This window comes from Streptomyces sp. NBC_01320 (assembly GCF_035974375.1).
Taxonomy (GTDB): domain Bacteria; phylum Actinomycetota; class Actinomycetes; order Streptomycetales; family Streptomycetaceae; genus Streptomyces; species Streptomyces yanii.
Genome location: NZ_CP108390.1, coordinates 2,625,186 through 2,650,729 on the forward strand (window position 1 = coordinate 2,625,186; position 25,544 = coordinate 2,650,729).

At 68.4% G+C, this 25,544-nt stretch carries 11 protein-coding genes and 2 pseudogenes; 6 read left to right on the forward strand and 7 right to left on the reverse strand.

Annotated features, from left to right (window positions below; all coding sequences use genetic code 11):
* Positions 1-105 precede the first annotated feature (105 nt).
* The 7 genes and pseudogenes from OG395_RS12380 to OG395_RS12410 form a co-directional block, all read right to left on the reverse strand.
* Positions 106-4,332, reverse strand: coding sequence for a carboxypeptidase regulatory-like domain-containing protein (locus OG395_RS12380; protein WP_327242951.1), 4,227 nt, complete (start codon positions 4,330-4,332; stop codon positions 106-108).
* 641 nt (positions 4,333-4,973) lie between these two features.
* On the reverse strand, positions 4,974-5,108 hold the full coding sequence (locus OG395_RS12385) for a hypothetical protein (protein ID WP_327242952.1): 135 nt from the start codon (positions 5,106-5,108) through the stop codon (positions 4,974-4,976).
* Between the two features lie 704 nt (positions 5,109-5,812).
* Positions 5,813-9,958, reverse strand: coding sequence for a carboxypeptidase regulatory-like domain-containing protein (locus tag OG395_RS12390; protein WP_327242953.1), 4,146 nt, complete (start codon positions 9,956-9,958; stop codon positions 5,813-5,815).
* 886 nt (positions 9,959-10,844) lie between these two features.
* Positions 10,845-14,978, reverse strand: coding sequence for a carboxypeptidase regulatory-like domain-containing protein (locus OG395_RS12395; protein WP_327242954.1), 4,134 nt, complete (start codon positions 14,976-14,978; stop codon positions 10,845-10,847).
* Positions 14,979-15,549: 571 nt separating this feature from the next.
* On the reverse strand, positions 15,550-15,684 hold the full coding sequence (locus OG395_RS12400) for a hypothetical protein (RefSeq protein ID WP_327242955.1): 135 nt from the start codon (positions 15,682-15,684) through the stop codon (positions 15,550-15,552).
* Positions 15,685-16,008: 324 nt separating this feature from the next.
* Positions 16,009-16,385: pseudogene (locus OG395_RS12405) on the reverse strand (integrase); the annotation flags it as partial.
* 21 nt (positions 16,386-16,406) lie between these two features.
* Positions 16,407-17,461, reverse strand: a pseudogene (locus OG395_RS12410) (hypothetical protein).
* Positions 17,462-17,529: 68 nt separating this feature from the next.
* On the opposite strand from OG395_RS12410, the gene OG395_RS12415 reads away from it, so the two are divergent.
* The 6 genes from OG395_RS12415 to OG395_RS12440 all read left to right on the forward strand — a co-directional run bounded on the left by OG395_RS12415 (position 17,530) and on the right by OG395_RS12440 (position 25,464).
* Entirely contained in the window at positions 17,530-18,108 is a 579-nt protein-coding gene (locus OG395_RS12415; protein ID WP_442818752.1) for an SDR family oxidoreductase, read from the forward strand.
* A gap of 66 nt (positions 18,109-18,174) precedes the next feature.
* Positions 18,175-19,632 carry an AMP-binding protein gene (locus tag OG395_RS12420; RefSeq protein ID WP_327242956.1) on the forward strand — a complete coding sequence of 486 codons (1,458 nt, stop codon included), beginning with the start codon at positions 18,175-18,177 and terminating at the stop codon, positions 19,630-19,632.
* A gap of 277 nt (positions 19,633-19,909) precedes the next feature.
* A complete protein-coding gene (locus OG395_RS12425) occupies positions 19,910-20,455 on the forward strand; it encodes a GNAT family N-acetyltransferase (RefSeq protein WP_327242957.1) in 546 nt (181 codons plus the stop codon).
* Positions 20,456-20,808: 353 nt separating this feature from the next.
* Positions 20,809-23,181, forward strand: a complete 2,373-nt coding sequence (locus OG395_RS12430) for a SpoIIE family protein phosphatase (protein ID WP_327242958.1) — start codon at positions 20,809-20,811, stop codon at positions 23,179-23,181.
* Positions 23,182-23,357: 176 nt separating this feature from the next.
* Complete coding sequence (locus OG395_RS12435; protein WP_327242257.1) at positions 23,358-23,936, forward strand: IS607 family transposase; 579 nt, start codon at positions 23,358-23,360, stop codon at positions 23,934-23,936.
* Entirely contained in the window at positions 23,929-25,464 is a 1,536-nt protein-coding gene (locus OG395_RS12440) for an IS200/IS605 family accessory protein TnpB-related protein (protein ID WP_327242959.1), read from the forward strand. Before OG395_RS12435 ends, OG395_RS12440 begins: the two co-directional genes overlap by 8 nt.
* Positions 25,465-25,544: the final 80 nt, after the last annotated feature.

A 25,544-nucleotide genomic window follows, 5' to 3' on the forward strand; every position in this document is an offset into this window, starting at 1 on the left:
CCTCGCCCTTGCGGGCGAGGTTGCGGGATGCACCATCGGATCGGTGGCGGGGCCCCGACCTGTCCGTGCGGGCCGGGGCCGGGCCGGCCCGCACGAAGCGTCACATCAGGTGCAGGTGGGGTCGGGTTTGAGCGCGATGTCGACCGTGGTCGTCTTGCCCGGCCCAATCCTGACCGACTGGGTCTGCGGTGCCCAGCCTTCCTTGGCCGCGGTCACCGTGAACGGGTTGTTGTTGACGTCGAGCCAGAACGCGTACTGACCGTTCCGGTCGGTCTTCAGCGGGTAGCTCGCCTTCTTCGAGGCGATCTGCACGGTCGCTCCGATCAGTGGCGCCGACGTGCCGGTGCAGCCGACCCCGGTGACCGTCCCGGTGATCTTTCCCCAGGTCTTGGGCGGGTTCACCACGAACGTCACCGGCACCGGGGCGATCCGGTACGGGGTCTTCGCGCTGATCGACAGCTGCGCGGTGAACGTGCCCGGCTGGGTGATCTCGGCGATGTTCGCGTTGAAACTCACGTTGACGTTGACGCTCTCGCCCGGCTGAAGCGTCAGCTCGGTCTTGTCCTCTGACAGCCAGGGGACATCGGTTGTGGTGCACTGGTCATAGCCGGGCAACAGTTCCGAGGTCTGGACAGCGTAGAAGTTTCCGGTGGCACCACCGATCTTGTAGAAGCCGCAGGCGGAGCCGCCGCGGTAGAGAGTTCGGTTGGAGTTGGGCAGTGCGGTCCAGGTATCGGCACCCGGGTCGAAGGTGAAACCCCGGTTGGTGAGCGTGCTGCCGCCGTAGGTTATGCCACCGGACACGAGGAGCTTGTCGGCTGACACCGAGGAGCCCATCCCCCACAGGTCGATCGGCAGGTCGGCGACGGGAGCCCAGCCGGCGGACGCCGGGTCGTAGCCGTAGGCATGCTTGGTGCCGCCACTGCCCGACAACCCGCCCGCGCAGTACAGCTTGGTCCCGATGCCGCCGCAACCGAGCCAGGAGATCGGCTCCGGATACGCCGCACCCGAACTCCAGGAGTCCAACGCAGGGTCGTACACCTGCACGTCCGTCTTGCCGCAGCCGGACGTGCAGCCACCGACGATGTAGATCTTGCCGTCCAGCACGGTCACGGCGGCGCCGGCGTACGGTTTCGGGTTGTCGGCGCCGGTGGACCAGGCGCCGGTCGCCGGGTCGTAGATCTCGGTCTTGGCCACCGGATTCCCGTTCCAGCCCCAGCCGCCGAAGACGTAGAGCTTGCCACCGTAGGCGGCCGCCTGTGGCGCCTCCCGCGCGACGCTCAGGTTCGGCAGGGCACTCCACGCCTGGGCGCCCGGGTCGTAGACGTATGCCTTGCTGAGGACATGCGTGCCGTCGGTTCCGGCGACCGAGTAGACCTTGCCGTCGATGGTCGCCACGGCGTTGTCCATGATCGGCGTGGGGTAGTCGGCCACCGTCGTCCACGGTGCCGCGTACGGCGTCGCCGAGGGCTTGGCCGCCGCCGTCTGCGCGGTCTTGCCGGGCCGGAATCGCAGGGGGCTGTAGTGTCCCTTCACCTCCTGCAGCGGAGCACCCTTCTGCGTCGCGGCGGGCTGGTGGCCGCCCGGCCACTCACCGATCTTGGCGGTCACCGGGGCGGTTCCGGTGTTCTTCAAGGTCAGGGTGGAGCTGCCCTGGCCCTTCCAGTCGACGGTCTCGTTGAGCTGGGCCGGGCTGACCTCGATCCGGGGTGCGGGCAGGGCGAACGTGCCGTCCGATGCCTGGTCCGGGGCCACGTTGACGGTGATGTCCTGTGGGCTGTAGGAGTTCCCCGCCGTGGTGGTGAACGTGTGCTCCCCGGTGAGCGAGGAGAACATCCAGTAGAAGCCGTCGCCCAGGTTCGGGTCGTTCGGCGTCGCCGCCGAGGTCGTCTTCTCCGCGGGCTTGTCGGTCGACGTCACCGTGGCGCCGTTGATCCCGGACCCGGTGTTCTTGTCGGTCACCCGGCCGAGGACCAGGCCGCCCGGTACCGGGTCACACGTGCGGTCGCCGAGGAAGACGTCGTCGACCTGCCACCACCACCCCCACTTGGCGGTGAGGTGGAACCGTACCTGGACGTTGGCCTTGCCGGCGGCCTGGGACAGGTCCACGACCTCGGTCCGCGGCCCCCGGGCGCTGTCCTTGGTGTGGTGCCAGACGTTGGTCCACGTCTGGCCGCCGTCGACGCTGAATTCGATGTCCCCGGTCTGTCCGAACGGGAAGCCGTCGTAGTCGGTGCGGAAGATCAGGGACGGGTGGCTTCGCTGGCCGAAGTCCATGACCGGGCTGATCAGCGAGGTGTCCTGCGCCTTTCCGTAACCGTAGTAGCTGCTGTCGACGATGGCGAAACCGCCGGACCCGCCGGTCTTGTTGCCGCGCTTGCCGGGGTCGTTGAACACCCAGGTCTGGCCGTTGCCGACCTTGTCATCGACGGTCCAGCCCGCCGGCGTGGTGTAGCGGCTGAACGACTCGGTGGGGCCCGCGTACTGGAATGCGTACCCGGCCGCGCTGCAGGTCGTCTGGTCGACCGGCGCGTTGACGTCATGCGTCACACCCGCCGAACCCACCTGCACATCCTGAGAGTTCCGCTGGTAACCCGGATACAACGGGTCGACCTGCAGGGTGTAGGTGTCCCCGGCGGGTACACTCAGCGTGTACTTCCCCGTCTTGGGGTCGGTGTAGGCGACCGCCGTCGGGTCATCCTTGACCCGCACGGTCGCATACAGCGGCCAGCCGTGACCGGAACCGTCATGGACCGTGCCGGTGACGTTGACGCTCGGCTTCGCGGTCAGCGCGAAGTCCTCGGTGACCTTCTGCCCGTCGGCGATCGCGACACCCGAAACGGTCTTGGTGGCGTACCCGAACTTGCTCGCGCTGACGTCATACGTTCCCGGTGGCACGGTCAAGGTGTAGTGCCCCTGCCCGTCCGTCATCGCCGTGACGTCACCCACGGTGATCTTGGCCGAAGCCAGCGGAGCCGTGCCGTCGGTGACGGTGCCCGCGACGGTGCCGAGCGGCCCGGAACGGAACGCGGCGAGCCCGTTCGGGGTGCCGAGCCCGGTCGGCCCGTCATAACCCGACCCCGCATGGCACAGGTAGTAGGCAGGCCAGCAGGTGCCGTTGCTTCCGGAGGTCACATCGTTGAGCGTGGACGGCTGGGCGTAGGGGTAGGAGTTGGGCGCCGAACCCGTCGCCGGCGTCCCGGCCATCGCGTAGACCGAGGCGATGATCGGGGCGGACGCGCTGGTACCGCCGAAGACCTGCCAGCCGCCGTGGTAGACCGCGACACCAGTGTTCGGGTCGGCGACCGCGGACACATCGGCGACCGCACGACGGGCGCAGCCGGTGTCCTTCTGGAACGACGGCTTGGTCTCATACGCCGAGCAGCCACTACCCGCACCCCACCATGCGCCTTCGGTCCAACCGCGGGTGGTGGAGGGGTCCTTGACCAACGAGGTGCCACCGACCGCCGTCACATACGGTGACGCGGCCGGGTACGAGACGTTGTAACCGAAGTCACCGCTGCTGACGGTGATCGCGACACCGGGGTGGTTGAAGTAGGCGTCGTCAGCCTGGGTCTCGTCGGGGTCTTCGATACCGCCGTAGCTGTTGGAGACGAACTTGGCGCCCTGGGCCACCGCCTGGTTCACGGCCGCGCCGAGATTGTCCAGGTAGCTGTCGTCGGCCTCGACCAGCAGGATCTTGCAGGTCGGGCATGTCGCGCTGACCATGTCGATGTCCAGTGCGATCTCCGCGGCCCACCCGGCGTCCGGTGACGGATAGTTCGTGCCGCCGCGCTGGTCGATCTTCTTGAAGCAGCCGTTGGCCGTGGTGCACGGCGGCAGCCCGTACTGCTGACGGTAAACGGCCAGGTCCGCCTCGGCGTTCGGGTTGTCGTACGCGTCGACGATCGCGACCGTCTCCGTGGATCCAGCGGCGGGCAGGTTGTACGCGCTCTGCAGGTCTGCCGGACCGAAACCGCTGGGAGCGGCATCGGACTGGAGACCCTTCGCCGCGACGACATCGGCGCGGACCATGGCAAGGCAGGACATCTCGCCGGCTTTTGACGGCGTGGCGCACACCTGACTGGTGGGGTGTTGACCAGGCGAGGTCGGCCCGGCGGCCTTCGTGGTCGGGACAGGATCCTTGGCGGAGGTAGCGGAGGTAGCGGAGGCGGTAGAGGCGGAGGCGGAGGCCGCGGTCGGCACAGCGATCACCGTGAGTGCGGCGACGGCGAGCGCCACGACCAGCACGCAGACGCGTCCGGCCGTCGTGGTCAACGAGGCCGGACGCGATCTGCGGCGGGATGGTCGCGCGACGGGGGGATGAGACATGTACAGCTCTCCTACGGGGTGCATGCAAACCCGAATCGTGAATTCCTAATCAGGCAGATCTCGGCTCAGTCGTACTTCTTCAGCCGCGACTCGTTTCCGCGGCCCAGCGTGCTGCAGTACGGACTGGGGTCCGTAATCACGAGGAGCTTGAGGCCCTATTCGGTCTCTTTCGGCCGGATGATGCCGGCCACGATCACGTAGGGCTTTCCGTCGCCGTCATTGTCCAAGGCAGATTCCACGAGCACGTACTCACGAATCGCATCCTGATAGGAGAACGCGGCCGCATGAGGTCGTTTTCGACGACGGGGCCAGCAGATGCCTGTGCCTGAGCGGCCGTTGCCGGCAGGAAGCCGGATGCTACGGCCGTCGCCGCTCCGAATACGATGACGAAACGCGAGAATATGTTCATTACCGTGCTTCCAGAAGCTGGATCAACCGGACGGGGTCGGCACTTTCCAGCCCCGAGGTGGTGCTCGGGGACACGAGGGTTTCGACAGGACACGGTGCACGAGAATTTGTTCGTCCCTTCTGCCGGATGACGGGTTCGCGCGGACTTTATGGCCGGCGGCACAGCCCCGTCATCGGTTGAATGTCGGGACGATTCCAGCGCCAGCCCGACGAATGTCGAATCGTGGTCGTCTTCACGCCAGACGGTGTCGCGGGGTGATGCTCGAGATCCCGGCACGGGCGGAGATCTCGGCGACCGACAGGTGGGCACGACTGGTGACGACGATCGCGACCTGCTTGCTGATCGGCCGTCCGGCCAGGTCGGTCACATCACGGCGGATGACTGCCCGTCAGGTGGCCGTAAGGCAGGCCGATGCCGTCGTCGATGGCGGTGGTCCACCGGTTGGTCCGCCCGTGGCCGGGCTCTCAGGTGATGTCATCGGGCACGGTGCCGATCAGTTTGCGTCCGATAGCGACGGCGGAATAAAGCCGCCAGCAAGCGCGTTGACGCACTGTCACTCAGCACCCGCACGCTCATGCAGCCTGCCCAGTCCGGTGTCGCCTTTCCTGAGCAGCTCCGCCGAACCGGTCGGCGGCTGCTCACGACCGGCCCAACCCGCAAGGGAGAACAGCGACCTGAAGTTCCCCCTCTGGACTGGACAGCTTGATACTGGGACGGATGGTCCCGGAGGAAGCAATCCCCATACTCATGCTGCGCGCGAGCAGTTCGACGTTGAAGTCGACCATTGATCGAGCTGCCTGCAGGACCCGTGGCCTCGGGTATCCCGGCAGCGCGGTGTGGCTGCCCGCGTGCACGACCAGCAGTGTGGCGTTGTGCCGCAGTGCCTCCGGCGCCGCCCAGGTCAAAGCCGCCCATCCGCCCGGTGAGTCGCCGAGGCCGACTGCTCATCCACGCCCGCTGCGGACCGGGGGCGGCCGCGAAGGGTGGCGGCCCCGCCATCGGATCGGTGGCGGGGCCGCGACCTGTCCGTGCGGGGCCGGGCCCGGGCCCGATACCGCACGAAACGTCACATCAAGTACAGGTACGGTCGGGTTTGAGAGAGAAGTCGGCCATGGTCGCCACGCCCTTCGTAATCTTGACCGATCGGGTCTGCGTCCCCCAGCCGTCCTTGGCCGCGATCACCGTGAGCGGGTTGTTGCTGACGTCGAGCCAGAGCACGTACTGACCGTTTCGGTCGGTCTTCAGCGTGTAGCTCGCCGTCTTCGAGGTGATCTGCACGGTCGCTCCGGTCAGTGGCGCCGACGTGCCGGTGCAGCCGACTCCGGTGACCGTCCCGGTGATCTTTCCCCAGGTCTTGGGCGGGTTCACCGTGAGCGTCACCGGGACCGACGGGATCGCCCCGTACGGGGTCTTCGCGCTGACCGTGAGCTCCGCGGTGAACGTGCCCGGCTGGATGATCTCGGCGACGTTCGCGTTGAAACTCACGTTGACGTCAACGCTCTCGCCCGGCTGGATCGTCACCTCGGTCTTGTCCACCGAGAGCCAGGGGACTGCTACGCACTGGTCATAGCCGGGCAGCAGCTCGGAATTCTTGACCGCGTCCCACCCTGCGGGGGAACCTCCGATCTTGTAGAAGCCGCAGGCGGAGCCGCCGCGGTAGACGGTGTTGTTGGAGTTGGGCAGCGCGGTCCAGGCGTTGGAACCCGGGTCGTAGGCGAAGCCCTGGTTGGTGATCGTGGTGAAACCGTTGGTCACGCCGCCGGACACGAGGAACTTGCCGTCTGCCGCCGAGTAGCCCATTCCCCAGAGGTCGATCGGCAGGTCGGCAACGGCGGTCCAGCTGTGGGACGACGGATCGTAGCTGTAGGCGTGCTTGGTGGCGCTGACCGGGGTCGCCCCGCCCGCGCAGTAGAGCTTGTTCGCGATGGCGCCGCAGCCGAGCCAGGAGATCGGCTCCGGATACGCCGTGCCCGGACTCCAGGAGTCCGACACCGGGTCGTACGTCTGCACGTCCGTCCCGCCACAGTCGTCGGACGTGCAGCCGCCGACGATGTAGATCTTGCCACCCAGTACGGTCACGGCGGCGCCGGCGTACGGTTTCGGGTTGTCGGCGCCGGTGGACCAGGCGCCGGTCGCCGGGTCGTAGATCTCGGTCTTGGCCACCGGCCTCCCGTACGGGTCCCAGCCGCCGAAGACGTAGAGCTTGCCACCGTAGGCGGCCGCCTGCGGCGCCGAACGGGCGATGCTCAGGTTCGGCAGGGCACTCCACGCCTGGGCACCTGGGTCGTAGACGTAGGCGTTTTTGAAATCGGATGCGCCGTCGGTTCCGGCGACCGAGTAGACCTTGCCGTCGATGGTCGCCACGGCGTTGTCCATGATCGGCGTGGGGTAGTCGGCCACCGTCGTCCACGGTGCCGCGTACGGCGTCGCCGACGGCTTGGCCGCCGCCGTCTGCGCGGTCTTGCCGGGCCGGAACCGCAGGGGGCTGTAGTGTCCCTTCACCTCCTGCAATGGAGCACCCTTCTGCGCCGCGGCGGGCTGGTGGCCGCCCGGCTGCTTACCGATCTCGGCGGTCACCGGGGCGGTTCCGGTGTTCTTCAAGGTCAGGGTGGAGCTGCCCCGGCCCTTCCAGTCGACGGTCTTGCTGACCTGGGCCGGGACCGCGATCCGGGGTGCGGGCAGGGCGAACGTGCCGTCCGATGCCTGGTCCGGGGCCACGTTGACGGTGATGTCCTGTGGGCTGTAGTAGTTCCCCGGCGTGGCGGTGAACGTGTTCTCCCCGGTGAGCGAGGAGAACATCCAGTAGAAGCCGTCGCCCAGGTTCGGGTCGTTCGGCGTCACCACCGAGGTCGTCTTCTCCGCGGGCTTGTCGGCCGACGTCACCGAGGCGCCGTTGATCCCGGCTCCGGTGTTCTTGTCGGTCACCTGGCCGAGGACCAGGCCGCCCGGTGCCGGGTCACACGTACGGTCGCCGAGGTGGACGTCGTCGACCTGCCACCACCACCCAAAGCTGGCGGTGAAGTGGAACCTCACCTGGACGTTGGCCTTGCCGGCGGCCTGGGACAGGTCCACGAGCTCGGTCCGCGGCCCCCGGGCGGTGTCGGTGGTGTGGTGCCAGACGTTGTTCCACGTCTGGCCGCCGTCGACGCTGAGATCGACGTCCCCGGTCTCGCCCGGGACGCTGTTGTAGTCGGTGCGGAAGGTCAGGGCCGGGTGGGTTCGCCGGCTGAAGTCCATGACCGGGCTGATCAGCGAGCTGTCCTGTGACTTGCCGACGCCGTATTTCGCGCTGTCGATGATGGCGAAGCCGCCGGACCCGCCGGTCTTGTTGCCGCGCTTGCCGGGGTCGTTGAACACCCAGGTCTGGCCGTTGCCGACCTTGTCGTCAACGGTCCAGCCCGTCGGCGCTGTGGTGCCGTCGAACGACTCGGTGGTGCCGTCGTGGTGGAGGCCGTACCCGGCCGTGCTGCAGGTCGTCCAGTCGACCGACGCGTTGACATCATGCGTCACATCCGCCGAACCCACCTGCACATCCTGAGAGTTCCGCTGGTAACCCGGATACAACGGGTCGGCCTGCAGGGTGTAGGTGCCGGAGACGGGCACACTCAGCGTGTACTTGCCTGTCTTGGGGTCGGTGTAGGCGACCGCCGTCGACTCGTCCTTGACCCGCACGGTCGCATACAGCGGCCAGCCGTGACCGGAACCGTCATGGACCGTGCCGGTGACGTTCACGCGCGACTTCGCGGTCAACGCGAAGTTCTCGGTCACCGTCTGACCGTCGGCGATCGCGACACCAGACACGGTCTTGGTGGCGTACCCGAACTTGCTCGCGCTGACGTCATAGGTTCCGAGTGGCGCGGTCAGGGTGTAATGGCCCTGCCCGTCCGTCATCGTCGTGACGTCACCCACGCTGATCTTGGCCGAAGCCAGCGGAGCGGTGCCGTCGGTGACGGTACCGATGACAGTGCCGTGCGGCGTGTAACGGAACGCGGCGACCCCGTTCGGGGTGCCGAGCCCGGTCGGCCCGTCATAACCCGCCGCTCCCTTGCACAGATACGCGGGCGTGCAACTTCCGTTGCTTCCGGACGTCACATCGTTCAGCGCGGACGGCTGGGCGTACGGGTAGGAGTTGGGCGCCGAACCCGCCGCCGGCGTCCCGGCCATCGCGTAGACCGAGGCGATGATCGGGGCGGACGCGCTGGTACCGCCGAAGACCTGCCAGCCGCCGTGGTAGACCGCCACACCGGTGTTCGGGTTCGCGACCGCGGACACATCGGCGACCGCACGACGCGCGCAGCCGGTGTCCTGCTGGAAAGACGGCTTGGGCTCATACACCGAGCAGCCACTGCCCGCACCACCCCATGCGCTCTCGGCCCAACCGCGGCTGGTGGAAGTGTTTTTGACCAGCGAGGTGCCACCGACCGCCGTCACATACGGCGACGCGGCCGGGTACGAGACGCCGTAACCGGAGTCACCGCTGCTGACGGTGATCGCGACACCGGGGTGGTTGAAGTAGGCGTCGTCGGCCTGGCTCTGGTCGGAACCTTCGTTGCCGCCGTAGCTGTTGGAGACGTACTTGGCGCCCTGGGCGACCGCCTGGTTCACGGCCGCGCCGAGGTTGGTCATGTAGCTGTCGTCGGCCTCGACCAGCAGGATCTTGCAGGTCGGGCATGTCGCGCTGACCATGTCGACGTCCAGTGCGATCTCCCCGGCCCACCCGGCGTCCGCCGGCGGATAGTCCGTGCCGCCGCGCTGGTCGATCTTCTTGAAGCAGCCGTTGGCCGTGGTGCACGGCGGCAGCCCGTACTGCTGACGGTAAACGGCCAGGTCCGCCTCGGCGTTCGGGTTGTCGTACGCGTCGACGATCGCGACCGTCTCCGTGGAGCCGGCGGCGGGCAGGTTGTACGCGCTCTGCAGGTCTGCCGGACCGAAACCGGTGGGAGCGGCATCGGACTGCACGCCCTTCACCGCGGCGACATCGGCGCGGACCATGGCAAGGCAGGACATCTCGCCGGCTTTTGACGGCGTGGCGCACACCCGATTGGTGGGGTGCCGGCCAGGCGAGGTGGGGCTGGCGGCCTTCGTGGTCGGGACAGGATCGTTGGCGGATGTGGTGGAGGCGGAGGCGGAGGCCGCGGCCGGTAAAGCGATCACCGTGAGTGCGGCGACGGCGAGCGCCACGATCAGCGCGCAGACGCGTCCGGCAGTCGTGGTCAACGCGACCGGACGTGATCTGCGGCGCGATGGCCGCGCGGCGGGGGGATGAGACACGTACACCTCTCCTACGGGATGCATGCAAACCCGAATCGTGAATTCCTAATCAGGCAGATCTCGGCTCAGTCGTACTTCTTCAGCCGCGACTCGTTTCCGCGGCCCAGCGTGCTTTAGTACTGACTGGCGTCGTGATCACGGGGAGCTTTTCGGCCGGATGATTTCGGCCGCGATCATTTCGGTCTTTCCGTCGCCGCCATAGTCCGAGGCAGATTCCAGCACGTGCTCACGAATCGTGGCCCTCGCCACTCCTCATGCGATAACGAAACGCGAGAATATGTTCATTACCGTGCTTCCAGAAGCTGGATCAACCGGACGGGGTCGGCACTTTCCAGCCCCGAGGTGGCGCTCGGGGACACGAGGGTTTCGACAGGACACGGTGCACGAGAATTTGCTCGCCCCTTCTGCCGGACGACAGGTTCGCGCGGACTTTACGACCGGCGGCACAACCCCGTCATCGGCTGAATGTCGGGACGATCCCAGCGCCAGCCCGACGAATGTCGAATGGTGCAGACCCCGACGGCTCTACACCCCCGCCTGAATATGCAAAAACACCTGGCCGGGCCGGCTGTCGGCCAGGTGTGCCCAGCGACCTGTGGTCCCGGTCAACTCGGCATGGCGTTCGAGCAGGGTCGCCACGCGCGGCATCGCCCCGGTCGTTCCCCGGCCGCTCGTCGCCGATCAGCGGCCCAGAGTTGCCCTGCTCACCCCCGCCCGCTGCGGACCGGGGGCGGCCGCGAAGGGTGGCGGCCCCGCCATCGGATCGGTGACGGGGCCGCGACCTGTCCGTGCGGGGCCGGGCCCGGGTCCCGGCCCCGCACGGAGCGTCAGATCAGGTGCAGGTTTGTTTGAGAGAGAAGTCGGCCGTGGTCGTCTCACCCCCCTTGATCTTGACCGATCGGGCCTGCGGCGCCGAGCCGTCCTTGGACGCGGTCACCGTGAGCGGGCTGTTGCTGACGTCGAGCCAGAACACGTACTGACCGTTCCGGTCGGTCTTCAGCGTGTAGCTCGCCGTCTTCGAGGCGATCTGCACGGTCGCTCCAGTCAGCGGCGCCGACGTGCCGGCGCAGTCGACTCCGGTGACCGCCCCGGTGATCTTTCCCCAGGTCTTGGGCGGGTTCACCGTGAGCGTCACCGGAACCGACGCGATCGCGTACGGGGTCTGCGCCCTGATCGTGAGCAACGCGGTGAACGTGCCCGGCTGCGTGATTGCGGCGACGTTCGCGTTGAAACTCACGTTGACGTCGACGCTCTCGCCCGGCTGGATCGTCACCTCGGTCTTGTCCTCTGAGAGCCAGGGGACATCGGTCGCGCAGTAGCCGGGCAGCAGCTCGGATTTCTTGGTCGCGGCCCACCCTCCGGTGGTACCTCCGATCTTGTAGAAGCCGCAGGCGGAGCCGCCGCGGTAGACGGTGTTGTTGGAGTTGGGCAGCGCGGTCCAGGTGTCGGAACTCGGGTCGTAGGCGAAGCCCCGGTTGGTGATCGTGGTGAGGCCGTTGGTCACGCCGCCGGACACGAGGAACTTGCCGTCTGACACCGAGTAGCCCATCCCCCACAGGTCGATCGGCAGGTCGGCGACGCGAGTCCATGTGGCGGATGCAGGGTCGTAGCTGTAGGCGTGCTTGGTGGAGGTAGTGCCCGGCGACCCGCCCGCGCAGTACAGCTTGTTCGCGATGGCGCCGCAGCCGAGAAGGGCGAGCGGCTCAGGGTAGGGCGTGGCCGAACTCCAGGAGTTCGAGGCCGGGTCGTACACCTGCACATCGGTCTTGTAGGAGCCGTTCATGGAGCCGCCGATGATGTAGATCTTGCCGCCCAGCACGGTCACGGCGCCGCCGCCACGCGGTTTCGGCATGTCGGCGCCTGCGGACCAAGTACGGCTCGCCGGGTCGTAGATCTCGGTCTTGGCCACGGGCGTGTATGCGTCCCAGCCGCCGAAGACGTAGATCTTGCCGCCATAGGCGGCCGCCTGCGCCGCCATGCGGCCGGCCCTCAGGTTCGGCAGAGCACTCCACGCCTGGGCGACCGGGTCGTAGACGTATGCCTTGTTTGAGACGGAGAAGATTCCGTCGGTTCCGGCGATCGAGTAGACCTTGCCGTCCAGGGTCACTACGGCGTTGTCCATGATCGTCGTGGGGTAGTCGGCCACCGTCGTCCACGGTGCCGCGTACGGCGTCGCCGACGGCTTGGCGGTCGCCGTCTGCGCGGTCTTGCCGGGCCGGAACGGCTCGGGGCTGTAGTGTCCCTTCACCTCCTGCAATGGAGCACCCTTCTGCGCCGCGGCGGGCTGGTGGCCGCCCGGCCACTCACCGATCTTGGCGGTCACCGGGGCGGTTCCGGTGTTCTTCACGGTCAGGGCGGAGCTGCCCTGGCCCTTCCAGTCGACGGTCTTGCTGAGCTGGGCCGGGCTGACCTCGATCCGGGGTGCGGGCAGGGCGAACGTGCCGTCCGATGCCTGGTCCGGGGCCACGTTGACGGTGATGTCCTGGGCGCTGTAGGAGTTCCCCGCCGTGGCGGTGAACGTGTGCTCCCCGGTGAGCGAGGAGAACATCCAGTAGAAGCCGTCGCCCAGGTTCGGGTCGTTCGGCGTCGGCAGCGCGATTGTCTTCTCCGCGGGCTTGTCGGCCGACGTCACCGAGGCGCCGTTGATCCCGGCCCCGGTGTTCTTGTCGGTCACCCGGCCGACGACCAGGCCGCCCGGTACCGGGTCACACGTGCGGTCGCCGAGGTGGACGTCGTCGACCTGCCACCACCACCCAAGGCTGGCGGTGAAGTGGAACCTCACCTGGACGTTGGCCTTGCCGGCGGCCTGGGACAGGTCCACGAGCTCGGTCCGCGGCCCCCGGGCGCTGTCGGTGGTGTGCTGCCAGACGTTGTTCCACGTCTGGCCGCCGTCGACGCTGAGATCGACGCCCCCGGTCTCGCCCGAGAAGCCCTTGTAGTCGGTGCGGAAGGTCAGGGCCGGGTGGGTTCGCCGGCTGAAGTCCATGACCGGGCTGATCAGCGAGCTGTCCTGTGACTTGCCGACGCCGTATTTCGCGCTGTCGATGATGGCGAAGCCGCCGGACCCGCCGGTCTGGTTGCCGCGCTTGCCGGGGTCGTTGAACACCCAGGTCTGGCCGTTGCCGACCTTGTCGTCAACGGTCCAGCCCGACGGCGCTGTGGTGCCGTCGAACGACTCGGTGGTGCCGGTGTAGTGGAGGCCGTACCCGGCCGTGCTGCAGGTCGTCCAGTCGACCAGCGCGTTGACGTCATGCGTCACATCCGCCGAACCCACCTGCACATCCTGAGAGTTCCGCTGGTAACCCGGATACAACGGGTCGACCTGCAGGGTGTAGGTGTCCCCGGCGGGCACACTCAGCGTGTACTTCCCCGTCTTGGGGTCGGTGTAGGCGACCGCCGTCGGCTCGCCCTTGACCCGCACGGTCGCATACAGCGGCCAGCCGTGACCGGAACCGTCATGGACCGTGCCGGTGACGTTCACGCGCGACTTCGCCGTCAACGCGAAGTTCTCGGTCGCCGTCTGGCCGTCGGCGATCGCGACACCAGACACGGTCTTGGTGGCGTACCCGAACTTGCTCGCGCTGACGTCATAGGTTCCCGGTGGAGCGATCAGGGTGTAGTGCCCCTGCCCGTCTGTCGTGGCCGTGACGTCACCCACGGTGACCTGGGCCGAAGCCAGCGGAGCGGTGCCGTCGGTGACGGTACCGCTGACAGTGCCGTGCGGCCCGGAGCGGAACGCGGCGACCCCGTTCGGGGTGCCGAGCCCGGTCGGCCCGTCATACCCCGGCCCCGCGGTGCACAAGTACGCAGACGTGCAACTTCCGTTGCTTCCGGACGTCACATCGTTGAGCGCGTAGGGCTGGGCGTACGGGTAGGAGCTGGGCGCCGAACCCGCCGCCGGCGTCCCGGCCATCGCGTAGACCGAGGCGATGATCGGGGCGGACGCGCTGGTGCCGCCGAAGATCTGCCAGCCATTGTTGTAAACCGCGACACCAGTGTTCGGGTCCGCGACCGCGGACACATCGGCGACCGCACGACCCGCGCAGCCGGTGTCCTTCTGGAACGACGGCTTGGGCTCGAACCGCGAGCAGCCACTGCCCGCACCACTCCATGCGCTCTCGGCCCAACCGCGGCTGGTGGAGGTGTCCTTGACCAGCGAGGTGCCACCGACCGCCGTCACATACGGCGACGCGGCCGGATACTCCACCGCATAACCGTTGTCGCCGCTGCTGACGGTGATCGCGACACCGGGGTGGTTGAAGTAGGCGTCGTCGGCCTGGGTCTCGTCGGAACCTTCGTTGCCGCCGTAGCTGTTGGAGACGTACTTGGCGCCCTGGGCGACCGCCTGGTTCACGGCCGCGCCGAGGTTGGTCATGTAGCTGTCGTCGGCCTCGACCAGCAGGATCTTGCAGGTCGGGCATGTCGCGCTGACCATGTCGACGTCCAGTGCGATCTCCGCGGCCCACCCGGAGTTCGGTGACGGATAGTCCGTGCCGCCGCGCTGGTCGATCTTCTTGAAGCAGCCGTTGGCCGTGGTGCACGGCGGCAGCCCGTACTGCTGACGGTAAACGGCCAGGTCCGCCTCGGCGTTCGGGTTGTCGAACGCGTCGACGATCGCGACCGTCTCCGTGGAGCCGGCGGCGGGCAGGTTGTACGCGCTCTGCAGGTCTGCCGGACCGAAACCGGTGGGAGCGGCATCGGACTGCACGCCCTTCACCGCGGCGACATCGGCGCGGACCATGGCAAGGCAGGACATCTCGCCGGCTTTTGACGGCGTGGCGCACACCCGATTGGTGGGGTGCCGGCCAGGCGAGGTGGGGCTGGCGGCCTTCGTGGTCGGGACAGGATCGTTGGCGGATGTGGTGGAGGCGGAGGCGGAGGCCGCGGCCGGTAAAGCGATCACCGTGAGTGCGGCGACGGCGAGCGCCACGATCAGCGCGCAGACGCGTCCGGCAGTCGTGGTCAACGCGACCGGACGTGATCTGCGGCGCGATGGCCGCGCGGCGGGGGGATGAGACACGTACACCTCTCCTACGGGATGCATGCAAACCCGAATCGTGAATTCCTAATCAGGCAGATCTCGGCTCAGTCGTACTTCTTCAGCCGCGACTCGTTTCCGCGGCCCAGCGTGCTTTAGTACTGACTGGCGTCGTGATCACGGGGAGCTTTTCGGCCGGATGATTTCGGCCGCGATCATTTCGGTCTTTCCGTCGCCGCCATAGTCCGAGGCAAATTCCAGCACGTGCTCACGAATCGTGGCCCTCGCCACTCCTCATGCGATAACGAAACGCGAGAATATGTTCATTACCGTGCTTCCAGAAGCTGGATCAACCGGACGGGGTCGGCACTTTCCAGCCCCGAGGTGGCGCTCGGGGACACGAGGGTTTCGACAGGACACGGTGCACGAGAATTTGCTCGCCCCTTCTGCCGGACGACAGGTTCGCGCGGACTTTACGACCGGCGGCACAACCCCGTCATCGGCTGAATGTCGGGACGATCCCAGCGCCAGCCCGACGAATGTCGAATCGTGGTCGTCTTCACGCCAGACGGTGTCGCGGGGCGATGCTCGAGATCCCGGCACGGGCGGAGATCTCGGCGGCCGACAGGTGGGCACGACTGGTGACGACGATCGCGACCTGCTTGCTGATCGGCCGTCCGGCCAGGTCGGTCACATCACGGCGGATGACTGCCCGTCAGGTGGCCGTAAGGCAGGCCGATGCCGTCGTCGATGGCGGTGGTCCACCGGTTGGTCCGCCCGTGGCCGGGCTCGCAGGTGATGTCATCGGGCACGGTGCCGATCAGTTTGCGTCCGATAGCGACGGCGGAATAAAGCCGCCAGCAAGCGCGTTGACGCACTGTCACTCAGCACCCGCACGCTCATGCAGCCTGCCCAGTCCGGTGTCGCCTTTCCTGAGCAGCTCCGCCGAACCGGTCGGCGGCTGCTCACGACCGGCCCAACCCGCAAGGGAGAACAGCGACCGGAGAAGAGCATCATGGTGCGCAGTCGCACCCATGATGCGGATCCGGCGACTGCCGTGCTCGATCACCGCGAACACGAACAGCCGCGCCCCGGACAAGGTGACCGTCTCCAGGAAGTCGCACGCCAGCAGGGCCTCGGCCTGCGAGCGCACGAAGTCCGCCCAGTACTCGAACTCCGTTCGGGCGAGGGGGCGACCCCGGCCTCGTTCAAGATCTCCCGTACGGTGGAGGCGGCCACCTTCACGCCGAGGACCATCAGTTCGCCGTGGAGTCGGCGATATCCCCAACTGGGATTCTCCCGCGCCAGGCGCAGGACCAGAACGCAGATGGAGCGCACCGTCCGCAGCCGTCCCGGTCGCTTCGGCTGGAACTCGGCAGCGTGGCGGCGGCTGGCTGCCGTTCGGCCCAACCGTTCCTAGCCAGTGTGCGTAAGTGAGTCCTGGACCCACTGCTGCGTACTGGGCGCATCCCGAACGGTGTTGGATGTGCTGGGTCCCCCGCTTTCGCGTCCCGCTCGGCGACGGTCCTCCAGGGGTGCGGTCCGTTGTGGGTGGGCGGGTTCCCTCACGCCCCCGGTGACCTTGTCCGGCCTGGACGGTCCGATGCCCCGCACGATCGCTCCGGTCGTGTGGGGGCGGTGCCGTCCTTCCCCAAGCTCTCAACTACGTTTGAGCAGGGGATACCTCATCCCGGATCGGGTGTCCAAGGGCGCGTCGGCCGATCGCGATGCCGGCGGCATCGTGACGGGACATCTTTCGGCGTGGGGTGGCCAGCGGTTTCTGCCAGTGCTGGGCACCCCACAGGCTGGTGTAGGCGGGGTCGACCGCGACAATGCTCAGGCCGTGTTCGGCGGCCATGGGGACGAGCCGGGCCTTGAGCCTGCCGGTCGGGATGCCGGAGATGAGCTGCCGGAACCTCTTGCGGCGGCCGTGTTTCTCGCGGGTCTTCTCGGTGGTGAAGTCGAGGTCTTCGATACCGATCGCGGCGACCCCGACACGCACCGCCCAGTTGATCAACCGGGTCAGCGCGTGGCGGAGCTGCGCGTCGCGGTGACCGGCCGAACCTGCGGTAGCCGCCCGCGGCCCGCTTCGTTCCGGGCTCCCCGATCGGGAGGGACAAGCGGTGCCGCAGCGTCTTGATCCCGGCTTCCAGTTTCTGGATGTACGCTGCCTGGCAACGGCGGGCCAGTGCCCACTGATCGTGCGTGGCCTTGGTGATCGCACCGGCGATCCGCGACGACGACAGTGCCGTCAGCTCCCGTTTGCGTGCCGCCCACGTCTGAGCGCTGTGATCGTGTCCGTCCGCACACCGGGCCTTGAGATCACGAGAAGCAAGCGCACCCTGATGCTCACCGACCGCGCGCAGCACCATCTCGTCCTGGGATGTGAGGTGCTTGAGCCGGTCACGTATGGCCACACCTGTGGGTCCAACGGCGACGAACGGCTGGGCTATGGTGCGCAGTTGGGCCATCGACTCAGTCGACGAAGGACCTGCACGCGGCGGTCGCCGGAGCCGTCGAGCGGTTCGGAAAGCTCGACATCCTGGTTCCCAACGCCGGGATCTGGGACTACCACCGCAGTCTCACCCGGCTGACCGGCGAGGAACTGGCAGAGGCGTTCGACGAAGTCTTCGCCGTCAACGTCAAGGGCTATCTGCTCGCCGTGGAGGCAGCCTGGCGCGAGCTGGTCGCGACCCGAGGCAGCATCATCATGACCCTGTCCAACTCCTCCTTCCACACCAACGGCGGCGGTCCCGTCTACACGGCGAGCAAGCACGCCTGCCTCGGTCTGGTACGGGAGTTCGCGTACGAACTCGCCCCCAAGGTCCGTGTCAACGGTGTCGCCTGCGGCGGCATGCGCACCCAGCTGCGCGGCCCGGAGAGTCTCGGTCTGGGCGAGCGCAGGATCGAGGTGTCGTTCGCCCGTGCCGAGGCCGCGGGCGAACGTCCGCACGTGCCGCTGTACGAAGCGAGCGTGGAACCGGAGGACTTCACCGGGGCGTACGTTCTCCTGGCTTCACGCCGCAACAGCGGCAACATCACCGGCGCCGTGGTCCCCGTGGACGGCGGCATAGCCGTACGCGGATTCCGCACCGCGGCCGGCGGCGCCGATCTCTGACCGGCCGCCGCACCGCTCTCCCCCTTCACGCCCCCGCCGACAGCCACCGAAGGAGCCGCTCGGGTCATGGTCGACATCAGTCCTGCTGCCGCCGTGCAGCGCAGAGCACGGTACGACTCAGCCGCCCCGGCCCTCGTCTACGAGGGCCGGACCATCACGGCGGGCGAACTCGCCGCGACCACCAGTCGGCTCGCCGCCGGGCTCGCCGCCCGCGGTCTGCGGCGCGGCGACCGGGTGGCATTCCTGGGTCTCAACAGCGCCACGCTGCTCGAAACCCTGCTGGCCGCCAGCCACCTCGGCGCGGTCTTCGTACCGGTCAACCATCGGCTGGCCGCGGACGAGGTGCGGCACATCCTCACCGACTCGGGCACCCATACGCTGATCGCCGAGGAGAGCCACCGGTCCTTGGCGGAGTCGATCCTCGCCGAGGTCCCGGTCCGCCGGCCCGTGCTCGTCGACACCGATCCGTCCTGCCCCGCGGCCCCTGCCCCGCCCGCGGTGTGGACCCCGCTGTCCGAGGTGCTGTCCACCGACACGACGCAGCCGGCGGCGGCGCCGGTGGGGGAGGACGACCTGGCCGCACTCATGTACACGTCCGGGACCACCGGCCGCCCCAAGGGCGTCATGCTCACCCACGGCAATCTGTGGTGGAACGCGGTGAACGTCGACACCATGGTCGACACCCGTCCCGGCGACGTGAACCTGGCCGTCGCCCCGCTCTTCCACATCGGCGGGCTCAACGCCCTCACACTGCGCACCCTGACCCGCGGCGGCGTCGTCGTACGCCGCTCCTTCGACCCCGAGCAGTGCCTGGCCGACCTGGCGGCGCACCGGGTCACCAGCATCTTCGCGGTCCCCGCCATGTTCGCGGCGCTCACCCGTGCACCTGGGTTCCGGGAAGCCGATCTGTCGGCGCTGCGCGCGGTGATCGTGGCGGGCGCCGCCGTACCTCCCCAGCTCATCCGGGACTACGCGGAGTCGCACGGGGTGCTGCTGCAGCAGGCGTGGGGGCTCACCGAGACGGCACCGTTCGCCACATATCTGCCGGCCGCGCGAACCCTGGAGAAGACCGGTTCGGCCGGTCTGCCGATGCCGTACACCGAGGTCTGTCTGATGGTCCCGGGCGGGGGCGGCGTCATCGACGAGCCCCAAGTGCGCGGTGAGATCTGCGTGCGCGGTCCCAATGTCGTCGCCGGCTACTGGAACGACCAGCAGGCGACCCGGGAGGCTTTCGACGACGCGGGCTGGTTCCACAGCGGCGACATCGGCTACCGCGACGAGGACGGCCACTACTACGTCGTCGACCGGCTCAAGGACATGATCATCAGCGGCGGGGAGAACGTCTATCCCGCCGAGGTCGAGCGGGTCCTGAGCTCCTTCCCCGGAGTCCACGAGGTGGCGGTCGTCGGCATCCCCGACCCGAAGTGGGGCGAGACCGTCGTCGCCGTACTCACCTGCGAGCCGGGGGTCGAGCCGACGCTCCAGGAAGTACGCGACTTCGGTTCCGGCCGGCTCGCCCGCTAGAAGCTGCCCACGCGCGTGGTCCTCGCCCCCGAACTGCCGCGCAACGCAAGCGGCAAGCTGGTCAAGGGCCAGGTACGGGACATCGTCACCCACCAGGCCGGGCCGACCGGCGCCTGATCCGTCCCCCCGGCACCCACCGACCGGCCCGGACTCCTCCTCCCCCGGGCCACGGCCCGCCCGTCTCCCCCGACCAAGGGACGGGCGGGTATCTCCCCCGGCCCGGGGCCGTCCCGGGCCCACCGCACGCCGGGATCCCCCATCACGAAGGGTCGCGCCCATGACACTCACCACCGTCGGCCACCGCCCGCTGCCCGTACCGGCGCTCCCCGGTCACATCGCCGGATGGTCACTGCGCCCCACCGAGTCCAAGCCCGTTTCCGACGCCGCCCCGTTCGGCCCGGCCCCGGCAGGCACCGTCCGCGCGTACACCGCACGCACCGGCCACGACGGGCCGCCGGTCGTGCGCGTGACGATCCATCGGGTGCTGCACCATCCGCTGCGCGGCTGCTACCCGGTAGGCGCACACGATCTGCTGCTGGAGCTCGTCACCACGGCGCCGCAGCCCCCGTCTGCCGCCGACGGCCCGGACACCACCGCGTTGCTCGACTCCCTGGTCGCCGCTCTCTTCGCCGCCGATCCGTCCTGCCGCCGCATCATGACGGCGCCCGCCATCGAGGACACCGCTGCTCAGGAGCAGTACGCCGCCGGGGGCTTCCGCCCGGTGGCCGAGGCCGATGTGCATGGAGGAACCGTGCTCCTGATGGTGGTCGAACCTGCGCAGGTCACCACCATCGCCACGGCTCTGTCCGACATGCCGCACTGACACACCACGTCCGCAAAGCCGTACTGCCCCTGCTGCCGGCGGTTCCTCCTCGCCGTCGCCGCGCCCCCTGGCGGCCACGCCGACGGAGGTGACGCCCTTCGGCAATGATCCGAGGATGCATCTGTACGTCCCGGACAGCGTCCGGGCGCGGTCGGCCGTGCCGGCTGGGGTGCACCGCCGCACGAGCTCCTGTCCGACGTTCCACTCGGGCACGGCGCGCTCAAGGAGTCGGGTACCACCCCGGTCTTTATCATGGGCAGGGAGAGGCCTGGGACGAGGTGGTGCCGGTGCGCGTACCCAAGGATTCCGGGGGCCTCGTCGCAGGGTCGGGAGACCCGCTGTCGGGGGCGTGCATGGCCGTCGCATACGTGGCGGGCAACGGCGCGATCTTCCTGTGGAGCCCGCAGGCGGAAGCACTTCTTGGATACCCCGCGGAAGACGTCTGCGGAAAGCCGGCGGTGGATCTGCTGACCGCCCGGGAGGACCGGGAAGCGGCGGTGGCTGCCCAGGTACGGCATACAGCCGGGCAGAGCTGGGACGGCGTACTGGGCATGAGGCACCGCGATGGGCACGAGGTGTCGGTGGCGGTGCGCGTGCGGCCGCTGCTCAGCAAGGAGGGCCAGGCCGGCTGGTCCGTCAGGGCCGCCGACGCGCGGGCGGTGGAGCGGGAGGAGGTCGACCGCGCGATCCTGGAGGCGCTCTTCAGCCAGTCCCCGATCCCGGTGACCGTCATGGACACCGAGCTGCGGTACCTGTGGGTGAACGCCGCGACGGAGCGCATGACCGACCTGCCCGCCGAGCGGCTCATCGGCCGTCGCATCGGCGATGACTCACCGGACTCGGCCCCGACGATCGACCGGGTCCTGAGCCGGGTGCGGGACACCGGCGAGCCGGTCGTCGACTTCCAGGTGCACAGCCGCCTTCCGTCCGATCCGGAACGCGAGCACGTGTTTTCCGCCTCCTCCTTCCGGCTGACAGACCCGGCCGGCCGCGTCCTGGGAATGTGCCAGACGTACGTCGACATCACCGACGGCTATCAGGCCCAGCAGCGGCTGGCGCTGCTGACCGAGGCCGGCGTGCGCATCGGCACCACGCTGGACGTGATGCGCACGGCGCAGGAACTGGCTGACGCGGCCGTTCCCGGGCTCGCGGACTTCGTCGCCATCGACCTGCTGGAGGCAACGGTGCGGGGCGAGGAACCGGCCCCCGGGCCGGTGGCAGGGGAGGTGCGTGCCCGCCGATCGGGACTCCGCTCCATCCGCGAGCACGCCCCGGAGGCCGTGTTCGTGGTGGGCGAGACAGTGGCGTTCCACCCGGGCACGCCACAGGTCCGGAGCCTGGCCACCGGGCAATCGGTTCTGGTGCGGAAACTGGACGCCGACGAGTGGTTCGCCCATGACTCCCGGCGGGCCGAGAAAATCCGCAGGTTCCGTTTCCACTCGTACATGGTGGTGCCGCTGCGGGCTCGCGGCATCACGCTGGGTGTAGCCACCTTCGGCCGCAACCAGGATCCTCGGCCCTACGACGAAGGGGACCTGTCCCTCGCCGAGGACTTTTCGTCCCGCGCCGCGGTATGCATCGACAACGCCCGCCGCTACACCCGCGAGCACAACACCGCCCTGGCCCTGCAGCACAGCCTGCTGCCGCACGATCTACCCGATTACCCCGCCGTCGAGACCGCCCACCGGTATCAGCCCGCCGCCGCCCACGCCGGAGCGGGCGGGGACTGGTTCGACGTCCTGCCCCTGTCGGGAGCCCGCGTCGCCCTGGTCGTCGGAGACGTCACCGGCCACGGCCTGCACGCGGCGGCCGTCATGGGACGGCTGCGCACCGCTGTCCACACACTGGCCGACCTCGACCTCCCTCCCGACGAGGTCCTCACCCAGCTCGACGACCTCGTCATCCGTCTCATCGAGGAGGATCCCGACTGCGAGGGAGCCACGTGTCTGTACTCCGTCTACGACCCCATCTCCCGCATCTGCGCGTTCGCGCGCGCCGGTCATCCCCCACCCGTCCTGGTGCAGCCCGATGGTGCGGTGGAGATCCTCGACGACATCCCGCCCGGCCCGCCCCTGGGGCTGGGCGGTCTCCCCTTCGAAACCGCTGAACGCCGTCTCGCGGACAGCTCTGTCCTCGCGCTCTACACCGACGGCCTCATCGAAGCGCCTGGCTGGGATGTCGACGCCGGGCTCGACAGGCTGTCCCGCACCATGGCCGGCCCGACCCGACCGCTCGAACAGCTCTGCGATGCCGTAGTGGCCTCCCTGCTGCCGGAGCACCGATCCGATGACGCTGCCCTGCTGCTTGCCCGCACCCGCGTACTGGAAGCAGGCCGGGTCGTCTCCTGGGAACTGCCGGTCGACCCCGCGCAGGTCGCCCGCGCCCGCAATCTCACTACCCGTCAGCTTGCCACCTGGGGCTTGGAACCACTCACTTTCACCACCGAACTGATGGTCAGTGAGCTGGTCACGAACGCCATCAGGCACGCGCGCGGTCCCATCGCCCTGCGTCTCATCCACGCCGCAGCCCTCATCTGCGAAGTCTCCGACGGCAGTCTCAGCGCCCCGCATCTGCGCCGCGCGCGCACCGGCGACGAGGGCGGCCGCGGCCTGTTCCTCGTGGCCCAGCTCGCCTCCCGTTGGGGCACCCGCTACGACCGCGACGGCAAGACGATATGGGCCGAGCAAGCTCTTTCTCCTGTCGACGCACCGATTCCGGCGTTGTGACGCTCCAGCAGAGGCCCCGGTAACGCCGACCGCGCATCGGCACCACGACCAAACCCACCGCGTCATTGCCACGCACTCCTGCGTACAGGTGTTCGCAGGGATGGGGTCAGGAACTGCTCTCGACTAAGTGTCCATGAGTGTCCTTCAGGTGTCAGGAGTGTCGTATGATCTGGTGTATGAACCTGACGGAATGGGCACGCGCACAGGGGGTCGCCCCGCGTACTGCGTACCGCTGGTTCCGTGAGGGCACGCTGCCGGTCCCTGCGGAGCGAGTGGGGCCGCGCACGATCCTGGTGAACATCGACGCGAACACCTCACCGTCCGTGACCGGTGGCGTGGGCCTGTACGCCCGTGTCTCCTTCCATGACCAGAAGGCCGACCTGGAGCGGCAGACCGCACGCTTGTCGGCATGGGCCGCGAAGGCCGGGCATAAGGTCGTGCGCGTCGAATCCGAGATCGCTTCGGGCATGAACGGCGCCCGCGCCAAGGCCCGTCGCCTGCTGGCCGACCCGGCGGTGACCACCGTAGTGGTGGAGCACAAAGACCGGTTGGGCCGTATGAACGTCGAACTCGTTGAGGCCGCTCTGGCTGCAACCGGCCGTCGACTCGTTGTGCTGGATGACGGCGAGGTCGAAGACGACCTGGTGCGCGACATGGTGGAGGTTCTGACCTCGTTCTGTGCCCGCCTGTACGGCCGCCGCAGTGCAAAGAACCGTGCCAGGAAGGCACTGGAAGCGGCGGCTGCCGATGGCTGACAAGAAGCAGCTCCGCACCATCGACCCGCCGTTCGTTGCTGTCGGCCCGTCCGGTGTGGCGTTACGCGACCGCCTCAAGCACCTCACACCAAAGGACGAGAAGGTGTTGCGTCTGGTCGGCGAGCACCAGGGCCGCCTGGCCTCCCTCGACCTCAAGGCCCGTTGCGAAGCCGGGCACAAGCACGACAACGACGCGTGGGCATCCCGCAAGCGTGACCTGACCGAGCAGTCGTCGTCGCGCATCGCGGGTGCGATCACGAAGGCCACGCATGACCAGTACGGCCTGGCCCGACGCTGCCTGCTCGCCCATGTCCAGAACCTTGAGGCCGGTATCCGCACGCTGCGACACCGCCTGTCCCTCCCGATCGGGGAGAAAGGCAGCAAGCGGGGGCCGGGCGGGTACCGGTCCAAGGGCGAGTGGTTCCACAAGTCCCGCCGCCTGGCCACCCTGGAACACCGCCTCGACGTGGCCCGCGACGACTGGAAGACCGGACATGTCCGTGTCGTTCGCGGCGGCCGGCGGCTGCTCAAGAACCGGCACAACCTTCAGGCCGCGCAGCTCACCGAGCGCGAGTGGCGTCAGCGTTGGGAGGCTGGGCGCTGGTTCCTCGCCGCGGACGGCGAGTCCGGAAAACGCTTCGGGAACGAGACGATCCGCGTCACTCCTGACGGCGAAGTGTCGATCAAGATGCCCGCCCCGCTCGCCCGCCTGGCCAACAGTAAGCATGGCCGGTACGTTCTTGCCTCCAAGGTCGCGTTCGCGCACCGTGGGGACGAGTGGCGCGACCGCACCGAGGCCAACCGTGCCGTCGCCTACCGCATCCACTACCACGTTGAGCGGGGCCGCTGGTATCTCACCGCTTCGTGGACCAGGCCCGCCGTGCAGACGATGCCGCCGGCCACCGCCCGCGCCAAGGGCATGGTCGGCGTCGACACGAACGCCGACCACTTCGCCGCCTACCGGCTCGACCGGCACGGCAACCCGGTCGGCGACCCGCGCCGCTTCCACTACGACCTGTCCGGCACCGCCGACCACCGCGACGCCCAGATCCGGCACGCCCTCACCCGCCTCCTGCACTGGACCAAGCAGACCGGCGCGCAGGCGATCGGCATCGAAAACCTGGACTTCGCCGCCGAGAAGACCCGCGAGAAGCACGGCCGCAAGAAGCGGTTCCGGCAACTCATCTCCGGTATGCCCACCGGCAAGCTCAAGGCCCGCATCGTCTCCATGGCCGCCGAACACGGCATCGCGATCGTCGCCGTCGACCCGGCATACACCTCGATGTGGGGCGACCAGCACTGGCGCAAGCCCCTGATCAGCAAGACTCGCAGCATGACTCGCCATGACGCCGCCTCGGTGGCCATTGGCAGACGCGCCCTCGGGCACCCGATCCGGCGACGGACGGCACCGCCCCAGCATCACCAGAGTGATGGTGCTGGGCATCGGACCCTCCAGGCCGATCATGGTGACCGAGGGCGTGAGGAAACCCGCCGCCCCGTCGCGGAGCGTGCCAGGGGCATTGCGTGATTGGGATTGGTCCGGTTCGCCGGTCTCGTGAGTGACGTGGCGTCATGTCCGTTGTGGGGCAAGGGGCCCGGGAGAGCAGA

Coding starts and splice junctions, on each gene's coding strand:
- OG395_RS12380 (WP_327242951.1), bottom strand. CDS start 4,332: ATGTCTCATCCCCCCGTCGCGCGACCATCCCGCCGCAGATCGCGTCCG.
- OG395_RS12420 (WP_327242956.1), top strand. CDS start 18,175: ATGGTCGACATCAGTCCTGCTGCCGCCGTGCAGCGCAGAGCACGGTAC.
- OG395_RS12425 (WP_327242957.1), top strand. CDS start 19,910: ATGACACTCACCACCGTCGGCCACCGCCCGCTGCCCGTACCGGCGCTC.
- OG395_RS12430 (WP_327242958.1), top strand. CDS start 20,809: ATGGCCGTCGCATACGTGGCGGGCAACGGCGCGATCTTCCTGTGGAGC.
- OG395_RS12435 (WP_327242257.1), top strand. CDS start 23,358: ATGAACCTGACGGAATGGGCACGCGCACAGGGGGTCGCCCCGCGTACT.
- OG395_RS12440 (WP_327242959.1), top strand. CDS start 23,929: ATGGCTGACAAGAAGCAGCTCCGCACCATCGACCCGCCGTTCGTTGCT.